The organism is Acidovorax sp., assembly GCF_021287135.1.
Classification (GTDB): domain Bacteria; phylum Pseudomonadota; class Gammaproteobacteria; order Burkholderiales; family Burkholderiaceae_C; genus Acidovorax.
On sequence record NZ_JAJTBB010000008.1, the window covers coordinates 14,965 to 27,454 of the forward strand.

The 12,490-nt window shown below is 68.3% G+C and carries 12 protein-coding genes; 2 read left to right on the forward strand and 10 right to left on the reverse strand.

Features of this window, described 5'->3' with window-relative positions; all coding sequences use genetic code 11:
• Positions 1 to 22: 22 nt before the first annotated feature.
• The 10 genes from LWW96_RS01630 to LWW96_RS01675 all read right to left on the reverse strand — a co-directional run bounded on the left by LWW96_RS01630 (position 23) and on the right by LWW96_RS01675 (position 10,319).
• Entirely contained in the window at positions 23 to 1,072 is a 1,050-nt protein-coding gene (locus LWW96_RS01630) for an NAD(P)/FAD-dependent oxidoreductase (protein ID WP_291483925.1), read from the reverse strand.
• Between the two features lie 124 nt (positions 1,073 to 1,196).
• Positions 1,197 to 1,526: a ferredoxin FdxA gene (gene fdxA, locus LWW96_RS01635; RefSeq protein WP_291483926.1), complete on the reverse strand. Its 330-nt coding sequence runs from the start codon at positions 1,524 to 1,526 to the stop codon at positions 1,197 to 1,199.
• 126 nt (positions 1,527 to 1,652) lie between these two features.
• Complete coding sequence (locus LWW96_RS01640) at positions 1,653 to 3,029, reverse strand: GTP-binding protein (protein ID WP_291483927.1); 1,377 nt, start codon at positions 3,027 to 3,029, stop codon at positions 1,653 to 1,655.
• Positions 3,029 to 3,994 carry a sulfate adenylyltransferase subunit CysD gene (gene cysD, locus LWW96_RS01645; RefSeq protein ID WP_291483928.1) on the reverse strand — a complete coding sequence of 322 codons (966 nt, stop codon included), beginning with the start codon at positions 3,992 to 3,994 and terminating at the stop codon, positions 3,029 to 3,031. The genes LWW96_RS01640 and cysD overlap by 1 nt, the downstream gene beginning before the upstream one ends.
• Positions 3,995 to 4,009: 15 nt before the next feature.
• On the reverse strand, positions 4,010 to 4,639 hold the full coding sequence (locus LWW96_RS01650) for a phosphoadenosine phosphosulfate reductase family protein (RefSeq protein WP_291483955.1): 630 nt from the start codon (positions 4,637 to 4,639) through the stop codon (positions 4,010 to 4,012).
• A 26-nt stretch (positions 4,640 to 4,665) separates the two neighbouring features.
• Positions 4,666 to 5,046, reverse strand: a complete 381-nt coding sequence (locus tag LWW96_RS01655; protein ID WP_291483929.1) for a DUF934 domain-containing protein — start codon at positions 5,044 to 5,046, stop codon at positions 4,666 to 4,668.
• A gap of 14 nt (positions 5,047 to 5,060) precedes the next feature.
• Positions 5,061 to 6,899: a nitrite/sulfite reductase gene (locus tag LWW96_RS01660; protein WP_291483930.1), complete on the reverse strand. Its 1,839-nt coding sequence runs from the start codon at positions 6,897 to 6,899 to the stop codon at positions 5,061 to 5,063.
• Positions 6,900 to 6,910: 11 nt separating this feature from the next.
• Positions 6,911 to 7,714 carry a sulfite exporter TauE/SafE family protein gene (locus LWW96_RS01665; RefSeq protein ID WP_291483931.1) on the reverse strand — a complete coding sequence of 268 codons (804 nt, stop codon included), beginning with the start codon at positions 7,712 to 7,714 and terminating at the stop codon, positions 6,911 to 6,913.
• Between the two features lie 149 nt (positions 7,715 to 7,863).
• Positions 7,864 to 9,855 (reverse strand): FAD-dependent 5-carboxymethylaminomethyl-2-thiouridine(34) oxidoreductase MnmC, encoded by a 1,992-nt coding sequence (gene mnmC / locus LWW96_RS01670; protein ID WP_291483932.1) that lies wholly within the window; start codon positions 9,853 to 9,855, stop codon positions 7,864 to 7,866.
• A 191-nt stretch (positions 9,856 to 10,046) separates the two neighbouring features.
• On the reverse strand, positions 10,047 to 10,319 hold the full coding sequence (locus LWW96_RS01675; RefSeq protein ID WP_087745509.1) for an oxidative damage protection protein: 273 nt from the start codon (positions 10,317 to 10,319) through the stop codon (positions 10,047 to 10,049).
• A 172-nt stretch (positions 10,320 to 10,491) separates the two neighbouring features.
• Between LWW96_RS01675 and LWW96_RS01680 the strand changes: the two genes are divergently transcribed.
• Both LWW96_RS01680 and ssuE read left to right on the forward strand, forming a co-directional pair.
• Positions 10,492 to 11,514 carry a sulfate ABC transporter substrate-binding protein gene (locus LWW96_RS01680; protein ID WP_291483933.1) on the forward strand — a complete coding sequence of 341 codons (1,023 nt, stop codon included), beginning with the start codon at positions 10,492 to 10,494 and terminating at the stop codon, positions 11,512 to 11,514.
• 281 nt (positions 11,515 to 11,795) lie between these two features.
• Complete coding sequence (gene ssuE, locus LWW96_RS01685) at positions 11,796 to 12,386, forward strand: NADPH-dependent FMN reductase (RefSeq protein WP_291483934.1); 591 nt, start codon at positions 11,796 to 11,798, stop codon at positions 12,384 to 12,386.
• Positions 12,387 to 12,490 lie beyond the last annotated feature (104 nt).

A 12,490-nucleotide genomic window follows, 5' to 3' on the forward strand; every position in this document is an offset into this window, starting at 1 on the left:
TGCATCGCCATCTGAGCTGGCCTCAAGCAGCAGCTGAAGGGGCAGGCGCCACCCCCAACAACTGATGCAGCCTAGGACTGGTCGTCGTGTACTGCAGCGCCACCTTGTCCCCCTTGAGCGCCTCTGCCGCGCCAAACGCGGCCAGTGTGGCTTCGTGGAAGCCGCAGAGGATCAGCTTGCGCTTGCCGGGGTAGGTGTTGATGTCGCCCACGGCGTAGATGCCGGGCACGCTGGTGCGGAAGGCTTCGGTGTCCACCACCAGTTGTTTGCGGTCCATGGCGATGCCCCAGTCGGCGATGGGGCCGAGGCGGGGGGAGATGCCGAGCACGGGAACCAGCAGGTCCAGCGCCAGGGGGCGGGTGCTGCCGTCGGGGTCTACCACCAGCAGGGCGGTGAGCCGGGTGCCCGCGGTTTCGATGCCGGTGATCTGCGCGGCTTCGACGTGCAGGCGCTGGGCGTCGCGCAGCTGCTGCAGGCGCTGCAGCAGGGCATCGGGCGCCTGGAATACGTCGCGGCGGTGCAGCAGGCTCACCCGGGCGGCCGCGCCTTGCTCGGCCAGTTCCACGGCCAGCGCCACGGCGGGCTCGTCGCCGCCGTGCACGACCACATGGCGGCCGGCCACTTCTACGCTGGCGGGCACGCGCTGGTAGTGCACTTGGCTGCCCACGAACGGCTCAATGCCTTCGACCTTGAGCGTGCGCGGCACAAAGGCGCCTACGCCGGCGGCGATGAAGACGGTGCGGGCCAGCAGCTGCGCGCCCTGCGTGGTTTCGACCCGCAGGCGCCCGTCGGCCTGCACGGTGAGGGCGGACACCAGGGTGTTCAGGTGCCACTGGGTTTTGAAAGGGGCAATCTGCTTCAGCAGCAGGGCCGCCAGCTCGCGCCCGGTGCACACGGGGATGCCGGGGATGTCGTAGATGGGCTTGTCGCCGTACAGCTCCACGCACTGGCCTCCCGCATGGGGCAGGGCGTCGATGAGGTGGGCGTTGATGCCCTGCAGGCCCAGCTGGAAGACCTGGAACAGGCCCACGGGGCCTGCGCCGATGACGACGGCATCGGTTTCTTGGATCATGCGCAAGCCACGCGCGCAGCGCCCGAAACGGGCGCTGCCAAAGACCAGTGCCACCGTGGAACTGGCTTTGCCAGGCCACTGGTGGCGTCCCCCTTGGGGGATGGCGCGAAGCGGCTCAGGGGGATCACTTAATCAAGTCGGCGATCTTGCCCGGCTTGCCGTTCCACTCGTCCGCGTCGGGCAGCGCGGGCTTGCGCTTGGTGATGCTCTTCCAGCCGTCGGCAAAGGCCAGGTCGGCGTTGAGCTTGATGAAGGCGATCTGGTCCGCGGGCAGGTCTTCTTCGGCAAAGATGGCGTTGGCCGGGCACTCGGGGATGCACACGGCGCAGTCGATGCACTCGTCGGGGTCGATGACGAGCATGTTCGGGCCTTCGCGGAAGCAGTCCACGGGGCACACGTCCACACAATCGGTGTACTTGCACTTGATGCAGTTTTCGGAAACGACGTGGGTCATGACAGGAGTTGTGTGGGTCGGTGAAAACCCTCGATTTTAAAAGCTTTCACCGACCTTTGGTTACAGGGCCCCTTGCGGCGAAGGGGTGTCTGGGGCGCGCGGGGGCTGATCTGGATCAGTTTCGGGTCAATTGACCAGCACGGCGCCCGCCGTTTTGTGGCTGGCGGTGTCCACCAGGATCAGCGAGCCCAGCACGCGGGCCTGGGTGAACGGCGCGGCGGGAAGGGCCTCCTGCAGCAGCAGTTCCACATGGCCGATGGCGTTGGGGCCCAGCTGCGTGGCGGGCTCTTCGGCCAGGGTGTTGATGTTGAGCTTGTGCACCACGGCTTTCACCTTGGCCTTGACCCAGCGGTGGCCGTGCAGCGCCCAGTACACGCGGCCGGCGACCAGGGGCTCGTCGTCCATCCAGGCGATGGTGGTGCGCAGTTCGCGGCTCGCAGGCCATGCGGGCGTGGCGGTGGGCGTGTCGCCAAAGTCGTCGTCGGCAGCAGGCGCTGCAGCGGCCGTGGGCGCGGCCAGGATCCAGTCCCCGCGCGAGACGTCCACCTCGCGGTCGAGGATGATGCCGGCGCTGGTGCCCGCGGGCACGTCCTTGGGCCGGCGGGCGTGGTCCAGCACCTGGGCCACCGTGGCCAGCTGGCCGCTGGGGAAGATCTGCACGGCGGTGCCGGGCGCGAAGGTGCCTGCAGCCACGCGGCCCCAGAACACGCGGCGGCCCTGGGAGGTGTCGGACGAGGAGGAGAACTTCTCCACCCACTGCACCGGGAAGGCCGGGGCCAGCGCCGTGTCGGCGGGGGTGTTGGGCAGCTCTTCCAGCACCTGCAGCAGCGTGGGGCCGGTGTAGCCGCACCAGCCGGCATGGGCATCGACCACGTTCCAGCCCTTGAGGGCAGACACGGGCACCGTGGCGCGCACGGTGATGCCGGCTGCCTGGGCAAAGGCTTGCAGCGCGCCCTGGATGTGCTTCCAGGCCAGCGCCGGGTCTTCTACCGCGTCGAGCTTGTTGACGGCAAACACCAGCGAATGCACGCGCAGCAGGTGCACCAGCAGGCTGTGGCGGCGAGTCTGCGGCAGCAGGGCCAGGCCGGGGTTCTTCCAGTCGAGCTTGGTGGCGTCGACCAGCACCACGGCGGCGTCGGCGCTGCTGGCGGCCGTCACCATGTTGCGGGTGTACTGCTCGTGGCCCGGCGCGTCGCCAATGATGAACTTGCGCTCTTCGGTGGCGAAGTAGCGGTAGGCCACGTCGATGGTGATGCCTTGCTCGCGCTCGGCGCTGAGGCCGTCGGTCAGCAGGGCCAGGTCGGTCTCGCCCTGGCGCTGCACGCCGGCCAGGTGGTCTTGCAGCACGGCCTTGCTGTCCACCAGCAGGCGGCCGATGAGGGTGCTCTTGCCATCGTCCACGCTACCGCAGGTGATGAACTTGAGGGCAGAGATAGGGTCATTTGGGGCTCCAGCGCTTACTGGATAAGCGCTGGCAGCTATCGAATTGGTAGTGTTTGTCATCAGAAATACCCGTCTTTCTTGCGCTTTTCCATCGACGCATCGCTGGTCTTGTCATCCATGCGCGTGGCCCCGCGCTCGCTCACGTCGGCGGCCAGGGTTTCGATGACGATCTCGGCCGGGGTGGCCGCCGTGCTTTCCACCGGCGCGGTGCAGGTGATGTCGCCCACGGTGCGAAAGCGCACGTCGCGCGTTTCCACCACGTCGCCGTCGCGCGGCGGCGTCAGCTCGGTCACGGGCATCAGCAGGCCCTTCTTGTCCACCACCTGGCGCTTGTGCGTGTAGTAGATGCTGGGCAGGCCGATCTGCTCGCGGTCGATGTACTGCCACACGTCCAGCTCGGTCCAGTTGCTGATGGGGAACACGCGGAAGTGCTCGCCGGGCTGCAGGCGGGTGTTGAACAGCGTCCACAGCTCGGGGCGCTGGGCCTTGGGCTGCCATTGGCCGAAGCTGTCGCGGTGAGAGAAGATGCGTTCCTTGGCGCGGGCCTTTTCCTCGTCGCGGCGGGCGCCGCCGATCAGCGCGTCAAAGCGGAATTCCTCGATCGCTTCGAGCAGCGTCACGGACTGGTGCACGTTGCGGCTCTCGCCCGGGTGGGCCAGGCGCACGGTGCCACGGGCCATCGAATCCTCCACGCTGCGCACGATCAGTTCGGCGCCCAGCTCCTTCGCGCGGAAGTCGCGGAAGTCGGTCACTTCGGGGAAGTTGTGGCCCGTGTCGATCATCAAGAGCGGGTAGGGAATGCGGCCTGCGCCAAACGCCTTCTCGGCGCACTTGAGCATCACCAGCGAATCCTTGCCGCCCGAGAACAGCAGGGCGGGGCGCTCGAAGGCGGCGGCGACTTCGCGCAGGATGAAGATGGTTTCTTCCTCCAGCGCATCCAGGTGCGAGTTGTTGAGGTGGTAGCTCATGTTGTTGTGGTTGTTCTTGTTCTCTTGCAGCAGCGTGGCGTCGGTGCGGGCGTTCATGTCGGCTCCGGCGGGTCAATGGGCCAAGTGCAAACCGCACTCGCGGTTGTCTTCGCCCTTGGTTGGGTCCACGTAGTCGAAGTTGTTGGGCAGGCCGTGCTTCACGCAGTATTCGTGCAGGTCCTTGGACGACCAGTGCAGCAGCGGCGCCACCTTGATGAGGCCGTCGGGGTTGATGCTCACGGGGTCCATCTGCGCGCGCACGGCGGTGTCGGTGGCGCGCAGGGCGGTGAACCAGACCTTGGGCGCGGTCTCGCGCAGGGCGCGGGCAAAGGGCTCGAGCTTCACTTCTTCGGTGAAGGCGGCATGGCGCGGGTCATCCAGCGCGGGCGTGGGGCCGTCCACGGCCTCGCGGTGGGCGCGCGAGCGCAGCGGCAGGTAGATCTTGAGATTCAGCCCCAGCTGCTGGGTCACCTCGTCGGCAAAACGGTAGGTGGCTTCGGTGTTGTAGCCGTTGTCCATCCACACCACGGGCACGTCGGGGTTCACCTGCGACACCATGTGCAGGATCACGGCTTCAAACGGGCGGAAGTTGGTGGTGACGATGGTGGGCTGGCCCAGGCCCAGGGCCCATTCGACCAGGCCGGGCGCATTGCGGCCCAGGTCGGCATTGATGCGGGCGAGGTCGATGGTGTCGTTGTTCATGGCATGGGGGTCTCGGGCATTCATGATCAGGCGGCCTCGCGGAAGTGGGGCAGGGGGTGCGTCACGTCGCCCTGGTAAAAGGCTTTGAAGCGGTCGAACTGGCGCTGGGCGTCGGCCATGTCCAGGCCTTCGCGCAGCACGGCCACGTCAAAGCCGCAGCGCGCCATTTGCACCAGCTGGTCGATCAGCACGTCGCCGGTGGCGCGCAGCTCGCCGGCAAACTTCAGACGCCCGCGCAGCAGGCGGGCCTGGCTGAAGGCCCGGCCGTCGGTGAACTTGGGGAACTGCAGGTCGATGCGGTCCACGCCCGCCAGGTCCAGGTCGAACGGGTTGGCGTCGTTGGGCAGTTCAAGGACCTTCTGGCCCGCGGGGCTGGCCACGTGCTCGTGGGAAGCGATGATTTTCATGGTGTGCAGAGCCTTCAGGCGGCTTCGGTTTCAGCGGGGTGGCGCGCGGCATTGGCGGCGGCCTTGAAGGGGTCGAGGCCGACACGGCGCACCGTGTCGATGAAGTGCTCGTAGCGCGGCCCGTCGGCGTCGCTTGCCAGCAACTGCCGCTCGGCGCGGTAGGTGTCCAGCAGGGCTTCGATGACGCCCGGCACCTCGGCGGCGCTGAACGAGGGGCCGATGATCTTGCCCGGCGTGGCGGGGCCCGAGAGGTCGGAGCCATCGGCCCCGCCCAGCGTGATCTGGTACCACTCCTTGCCGTCTTTATCCACACCCAGGATGCCGATGTGGCCGCTGTGGTGGTGGCCGCAGCTGTTGATGCAGCCGCTGATGTGCAGGTCGATCTCGCCCAGGTCCCACAGCTCGTCCAGGTCCTGGTAGCGCTCGGTGATGGCCTCGGCAATCGGCAGGCTGCGCGCGTTGGCCAGCGAGCAGAAGTCGCCGCCGGGGCAGGCGATCATGTCGGTCAAAAGGCCGATGTTGGGCTTGGCCAGGCCCAGGGCCTTGGCGGCCTGGTACAGCGCGGGCAGCTGGTCGCGGCGCACCCAGGGCAAAAGCAGATTTTGCTCGTGCGTCACGCGCATTTCGCCGGCGGAGAAGCGGTCGGCCAGATCGGCGGCGGCTTCCATCTGCTCGGCCGTGGCGTCGCCGGGGGCGTAGCCCAGGCGCTTGAACGACAGCATCACGGCGCGCAGCTGCGGGTGGCGGTGGGGCAGCACGTTGCGCTGCAGCCAGCGGCCGAAGTCCTTGTCCTCCTCCGCAGCGGTGCGCAGCAAGGCCAGGGTTTCAGCCTCGGCGTTGGCGGGCGAGAGGTCCAGCGCGGGCTCGCGGAAGTTGGCGGCCACGCGGTCGTATTCAGCCTGGGTGATGGTGTGGGGCCCGCCCTCCACTTCGACGATCTGGCGGAACTCTTCTTCCACCTGGTCCACATACGCCTGGCCCTCGGCCTTCACCAAAATCTTGATGCGGGCCTTCCAGCTGTTGTCGCGGCGGCCGTAGCGGTTGTACACGCGGATCACGGCCTCCAGGTAGTTCATGAGCTGGTTCCAGGGCAGGAACTCGCGCAGCACCGGGCTGATGGTGGGGGTGCGGCCCATGCCGCCGCCCACGCGCACCTTGAAGCCCAGCTCTCCCGCGTTGTTCTTGACCAGCTGCAGGCCCACGTCGTACCAGCCCAGTGCGGCGCGGTCTTCACGCGCGCCGTTGATGGACACCTTGAATTTGCGCGGCAGGAACGAGAACTCGGGGTGCAGCGTGCTCCACTGGCGCAGGATCTCGGTGAACGGGCGCGGGTCGGCGATCTCGTCGGCGGCAATGCCGGCCAGCGCGTCGCTGTTGATGTTGCGGATGCAGTTGCCGCTGGTCTGGATGCCGTGCAGGTTCACGGTGGCCAGCAGGTCCATCACGTCGGCCGCCTTGGACAGCGGGATCCAGTTGTACTGCACGTTGGTGCGCGTGGTGAAGTGGCCGTAGCCGTACTTCAGCCGGGTGCCGATGCGCCGGCCGTCGGCCAGCGGGATCTCGCCCAGCTTCTCTTGCGTGGCCTGGGCCTCGGCCAGCAGGGCGGGCTCGGGCTGGTCGTATTCGCGGGCCACGCGGGCCAGCACGCGCAGCTGGGCGCTGGAGAGCTCGCCGTACGGCACGGCCACGCGCAGCATGGGCGCGTAGCGCTGCACGTACCAGCCGTTTTGCAGGCGCAGCGGGCGGAACTGCTCTTCGGTCAGCTTGCCGGCCTGCCAGCGCTCCAGCTGGTCGCGGAACTGCTCGGCCCGCAGGCGGATGAATTGGCGGTCAAAGTCGGTGTATTGGTACATCGTGGAGCAACTCAGATCAGAATCAGTTTGAAGCCCGCCCAGGCGAGCAGCAGGGAGAGGGCGGAGCGAATGACGCGCTCGGGCGTGCGGGTGACCAGGCGCGAGCCCAGCCAGATGCCGGGCAGCGAGCCCGCCAGCAATTGTGCAAGCAAAGGCCAGTCCACCGAGCCCAGCGTGGCATGGCCCAGGCCGGCCACCAGCGTCAGCGGCACGGCGTAGGCGATGTCGGCGCCGATGATGCGCGGCAGCGGCAGCAGGGGGTAGACCAGCAGCAGCACCGTGACGCCGATGGCGCCCGCGCCCACCGAGGTGAACGTGACCAGCGTGCCGATGACGGCGCCCAGCAGCACGGGCAGGCTCCAGTGGCGGGGGCGGGTGGCCTGGGTGTCGCTGCCGGCGCGGCGGGCCTGGTCGGCCGCCTGGCGTTCGCGCGAGAAGGCCACCACCTTGTAGAGCGTGGCGGCCGCCGTCAGCAGCAGGGCAAAGCCCAGCGTGGTGGTCATGATGTGCTGGGCCTGCGCGCTGGCCGGGCCCAGCACCCGCAGCGCCCACAGGGCCAGCAGGGCGGCCGGGATGCTGCCGGCGCACAGCTGCGCCACCACGCGCCAGGGCACCAGGCGCTGGCGCGCCATGCTCACGGTGCCGCCCAGCTTGGTGAAGGCGGCAAACAGCAGGTCGGTGCCGATGGCCAGGTGGGGCTTGATGCCGAAGAAGAAGATGAGCACGGGCGTCATCAGCGAGCCGCCGCCCACCCCGGTGAGCCCGACGATCAGGCCCACCGCAAACCCCGCGAAGACAAACGCCAATTCATGCATGGCGGCGAATGTAGAGGGGCTTCTTATGGAAGCAAACTATTGTTTTGTGCTTCGAATATGCAAATATCGGTATAAGCAGGGGCCGGCGCGCCTCCAGCCCGGGGCGCAGGGGCAGCCTGCTGGGGTGTGGCAGGCTGCGCCCGCAGAGGTCACATGCGCTCGCTGGCCAGGGCGCGGGCCAGCTTGGCGTCCAGGGGCAGCGGTTCGGCGTTGACGCGGGCGGCCAGCAGTTCGCCGCACAGCAAGGCCAGGGTCAGGCCCCGCGCGCCCATGGCCGTGCACACCCACAGGCCGGGCAGCGTCTGGGCATCCACCGGCCCCACGATGGGCAGCCGGTCCGGGGCGGTGCAGCGCACGGCGGCCCAGTGTTCGACGGCGGGCTCGGTGCCACCGTTGTCCCCGGCGGCGGGCCGGGCCTGGAGGGCCTGGTGGAAGCGGGGCGCCAGCGCGCGGGCCGCTGCGGGCGCAAGGGCTTGCAGCTTGTCCCAGTGCAGCCGGTGCGCCGCAAGCTGGTCTGCGGCGCTGGCGGGCAGGGTGGTCACGCCGCGCTCAAAGGTGGAGCCCATGATCCAGCCGCGCTCGGGGGCGTCGCCCGCGGGGCTGGGGGCGTCGTCCCCGCAGCCGAACGACGGCACGAGGTTGCCGTGGCCGTTGGCCGGAAACGGCGCGGGTGGCGGCTGGTGCGCCGGGTAGCGCCCCCAGGAAACCTGCCCGCGCACAGGTTGCAGCGGCCAGCGGTCGGCCAGCAGGGTGGGGCTGCCGGCCCCCGCGGCAATCACCACCAGGGGGGCCTGTGCCAGCACCTGGCCCTGGGCGTCCAGCACCTGCCACTCGATGGGGGCGCCCGCGCTGGCAGGGGCATCGCCTGGCAGGGGGACGGGCACGGCGCGCAGGCTGGCCACGTGGCAGCGGCCGTGCCAGGCCACGCCGGGCTCGCGCAGCAGCGCCTGCACCATTCGGGGCGGGCGTATCCAGCCGCCTTGGAGGTGCCAGCAGGCCACAGCCTCGGCGGGCAAGCCGGCCTGCTCGCGGGCGGCTGGGGGGGCGGAGGTGCTCCAGTCGGCGCCCGGGCCGTCCTGCCCGTCGGCGGGCAGGCCGGGGCTGCCATCGGTGCGGTGCTCCAGCACGCCCGTGGGCCCCCAGTCAAGCCCGGCCTGCAGGCGTTGGCGGGCCTGCTGGAGCGTGAAGCGCACCCCGCTGCGGGACAGGCGCGACAGCACGGCATCGTCGGGCGACACATGGGGCGCAAACACCCCTGCCGGCAGGCCCGAGGCGCCGGCGGCAGGCTCCGGCGCCTCGTCGAGCACTCGCACCTGCCAGCCCCGGCGCGCCAGGCTGGCCGCGGTGGCCGCGCCGGCCAGGCCGCCGCCAATCACCAGGCAGTGGCGGGCCTGCGCGCTGGCGGCGGGGGTGGTTTCGGGGAGGGAGGCGATGCGGGGCCGCGGATCCCACGCCGGGTTGTAGGTGGCGTGCAGGTTGTCGCGCTTGGGCGGCACCCCGGGCACGCGGTGCACCTCAAAGCCGCATTCGGCCAGGGCGTCGCGCACGGCGCGGGCGATGGTCCAGGTGGCCAACTGCGTGCCCCGGCGGCAGCAGCGAGCCACCGCCTTGAGGGTGTGGGCGCTCCAGATCTCGGGGTTGACCGAGGGGCTGAACCCGTCCAGGTACACCGAGTCCGCCGTGGGTGCCTGCTGGCGCAGCATGGCTTGCGCATCGCCGATGTACAGCGTGAGCAGCACGCGGCCGTCTTCAAACGCGAGCCGGTGCACGCCGGGCAGCAGGCCCCACCATTGGGCGTGCAGCTGCTCGGCCAAGGGGGCCAGCTCGGGGTGGGCAGCGGTGGCGCGCAGCAGGTCTGCCGCGCTGACCGGCCAAGCTTCGGTCGACACGAAGTGGAGCAGTCGGGGGCGGTGCTCGTCGGCCCGCCATGCGGCCCAGGTGACGAGAAAGTTGAGCCCGAAGCCAAACCCGGTTTCCAGCACGCGCCACTGGGGCTGCCCCGCCCAGGCCGCCGGCAGGCCGCAGCCTTGCAGGAACACCTTGCGGGCCTGGTCCAGCCCGCCGTTTTCACTGTGGTAGCGGTCGCCAAAGCGCGGGCTGTAGGGGGTGCCGTCGGGCAGCCAGTGGATGGACTCGGACATGGGGTTGCGCGCAACTCAGAAAAAGAAAGGGCGCCACCAGGGCGCCGTGTTGGGGCTGTTTTGTACCGGAATCCGGGGTGCGGGCGGTTGTGCTAGATCACTGGCTGGGCGGGACGTAGCCCGCCGCGGCGTCTGCGCCGCCGCCAAAGAAGTGATTTTGCAGAAACCACTTTTTGCAGTGCTTCACTGCGTTACGCACTGGGCGGGACGTAGCCCGCCGCAGCGTCTGCGCCGCCGCCAAAAAAGTGATTCTCCATCTGGCGCGCCAAGTACTGGCGAGCGCGCGCGTCCGCCAGATTCAGCCGGTTCTCATTCACCAGCATGGTCTGGTGCTTGAGCCAACCGGCCCAGGCTTCCTTGCTCACGTTTTCCCAGATGCGCTTGCCCAGTTCACCGGGGTAGGGCGGAAAGTCGAGGCCTTCGGCTTCCTTGCCGAGCTTGATGCATTGAACGGTGCGTGCCATGGGGGTTCCTTGGAATGATGAGAAAAAAGAGGAGCCGGCCAGCGAGGGCCTGCACAGATGTTTTGGATATAAAGAACTGAAATCTCAGTAGTTCCAGTTTTGAGGAGGGGCTTTCAGAATGCGTTGCATCGGTGTTCCGCACCGCAACCCATTTCCAAAAAAGAGGCCCTCCGTGAACTTTCGCCGCGACTTTATCAAGTTTCCTCTCGCTGCCGCCCTGGTCGGCGGTTTGGCCCTGACGGCATTGCCAGCGTTGGCGCAGTCGGTGACCCTGCTCAATGTTTCGTACGACCCGACGCGCGAGTTGTACGTGGATTTCAACCAGGCCTTTGCCAAGCACTGGAAGGCCAAGACGGGCCAGGACGTGACCATCAAGCAAAGCCACGGCGGCTCGGGCAAGCAGGCGCGGTCCATCATCGACGGGCTGGAGGCCGATGTGGCCACGCTGGCCCTGGCGGGCGACACCGATGCGCTGCACGCCAACGGTGGCTGGATTCCGAAAGACTGGCAAAAGCGCCTGCCGCACAACAGCTCGCCCTACACCTCGACCATCGTGCTGGTGGTGCGCCAGGGCAATCCCAAGGGCATCAAGGACTGGGACGACCTCGTCAAGCCCGGCATCAGCGTGATCACGCCCAACCCCAAGACCTCGGGCGGCGCGCGCTGGAACTACCTGGCGGCGTGGGAGTTTGCCAAGCGCAAGTACGGCAGCGATGCCAAAGCCAAGGACTTCGTCGCCAAGCTGTACGGCAATGTGCCCGTGCTGGACACCGGTGCGCGCGGCTCCACCATCACCTTTGCGCAGCGCAACCAGGGCGATGTGCTGATTGCCTGGGAGAACGAGGCCTACCTGCTGGAAAAAGAGTTCGGCGCCAAGTTTGACGTCGTTGCCCCGTCGATCTCCATCCTGGCCGAGCCCGCCGTGACGGTGGTCGACAAGAACGTGGACAAGAAGGGCACGCGCGCCGTGGCCGAGGCGTACCTGCAATACCTGTACACCGAAGAAGGCCAGGACATCGCGGGCAAGCATTTCTACCGCCCCGCTGTCTCGGAAAAAGCCCAGGCCAAGTACGCCAAGCAGTTCCCCAAGCTGAACCTGTTCACCATCAACGATGCGTTTGGCGGCTGGGACAAGGCGGCCAAGGAGCACTTTGCGGACGGCGCGAGCTTCGACCAGATCTATACGCGGAAGTAAGGACAAGAGCGCCCGCTCAGGCACCGATCTCCGATGGCTCCCACCCCCTCTCCCCTGGTGGGAGAGGGCCGGGGAGAGGGGGGGTGAAACGGGCGCAGCGCGGGTGCAGGCCCCCTCTCCCCAACCCTCTCCCGCGAGGGGAGAGGGGGTCAACCCCAGCGCCGCTGCGGGTGTGCAGGCTGATGCCCCCTTCTGAGATGGGTAAAAAATCAAGCCAAATCGGCCTCTAGCGCTTATCCATAAAGCGCTAGCAGCTATCAAAACAGTAGTAAAGGAACGCTATGTCCGCCTTGTTGATTGCCGGCAGCCCCTCCGAGCGCTCCCGCTCCGCCGCCTTGCTGGACGCCGTGGCCCAGCGCCTGCAAGTGCGCGGCGCCCTGGTGGACCGCATCCACATCCGCGACCTCTCGCCCCAGGCCCTGTTGCTGGCCGACTTTGGCCACCCCACGGTGGTGAACGCCATCGACCAGGTGGCCGACGCCAGCGTGCTGGTGGTGGCCACGCCCGTCTACAAGGCGGCGTACAGCGGCGTGCTCAAGGTCTTCCTGGACCTGTTGCCGCAGACGGCTCTGAAGGGCAAGACGGTGCTGCCCCTGGCCACGGGCGGCAGCCCGCACCACATGCTGGCGCTGGACTACGCGCTGCGCCCCGTGCTGCAGTCGCTGGGCGCCAAGAGCATCCTGCCGGGCATCTATGCCACCGATGCCCAGGTCACGCTGTCGCCCGAGGGCGGCTACCACCTGCAGGCCGACATTGCCGCGCGGCTGGACGACGCCGTCCATGTGCTGGTGACCGAGACCCTGCGCCCATCGCCCGCCCAGGCCACGCGCTTTGCGCCGGTGCCGTTCTCGCAGGTGCGATGTAGCGTCTGACGGCATGGGCGCTGCGATCACGCAGCGCCCATGCCCGCCTTCGTTCCCATCCCTTTTTGATTTTTTGCTGCGCCGGGTGCGCGGGCAGGGCGGTGTGCCGCCTG

Bases quoted from the DNA above. Each gene is read 5' to 3' on its own strand.
- LWW96_RS01630 (WP_291483925.1), bottom strand. From the start codon at position 1,072: ATGATCCAAGAAACCGATGCCGTCGTCATCGGCGCAGGCCCCGTGGGC.
- LWW96_RS01640 (WP_291483927.1), bottom strand. From the start codon at position 3,029: ATGACAAACACTACCAATTCGATAGCTGCCAGCGCTTATCCAGTAAGC.
- mnmC (WP_291483932.1), bottom strand. From the start codon at position 9,855: ATGTCCGAGTCCATCCACTGGCTGCCCGACGGCACCCCCTACAGCCCG.
- LWW96_RS01660 (WP_291483930.1), bottom strand. From the start codon at position 6,899: ATGTACCAATACACCGACTTTGACCGCCAATTCATCCGCCTGCGGGCC.
- LWW96_RS01665 (WP_291483931.1), bottom strand. From the start codon at position 7,714: ATGCATGAATTGGCGTTTGTCTTCGCGGGGTTTGCGGTGGGCCTGATC.
- ssuE (WP_291483934.1), top strand. From the start codon at position 11,796: ATGTCCGCCTTGTTGATTGCCGGCAGCCCCTCCGAGCGCTCCCGCTCC.
- LWW96_RS01650 (WP_291483955.1), bottom strand. From the start codon at position 4,639: ATGAACAACGACACCATCGACCTCGCCCGCATCAATGCCGACCTGGGC.
- LWW96_RS01655 (WP_291483929.1), bottom strand. From the start codon at position 5,046: ATGAAAATCATCGCTTCCCACGAGCACGTGGCCAGCCCCGCGGGCCAG.
- LWW96_RS01675 (WP_087745509.1), bottom strand. From the start codon at position 10,319: ATGGCACGCACCGTTCAATGCATCAAGCTCGGCAAGGAAGCCGAAGGC.
- cysD (WP_291483928.1), bottom strand. From the start codon at position 3,994: ATGAACGCCCGCACCGACGCCACGCTGCTGCAAGAGAACAAGAACAAC.
- fdxA (WP_291483926.1), bottom strand. From the start codon at position 1,526: ATGACCCACGTCGTTTCCGAAAACTGCATCAAGTGCAAGTACACCGAT.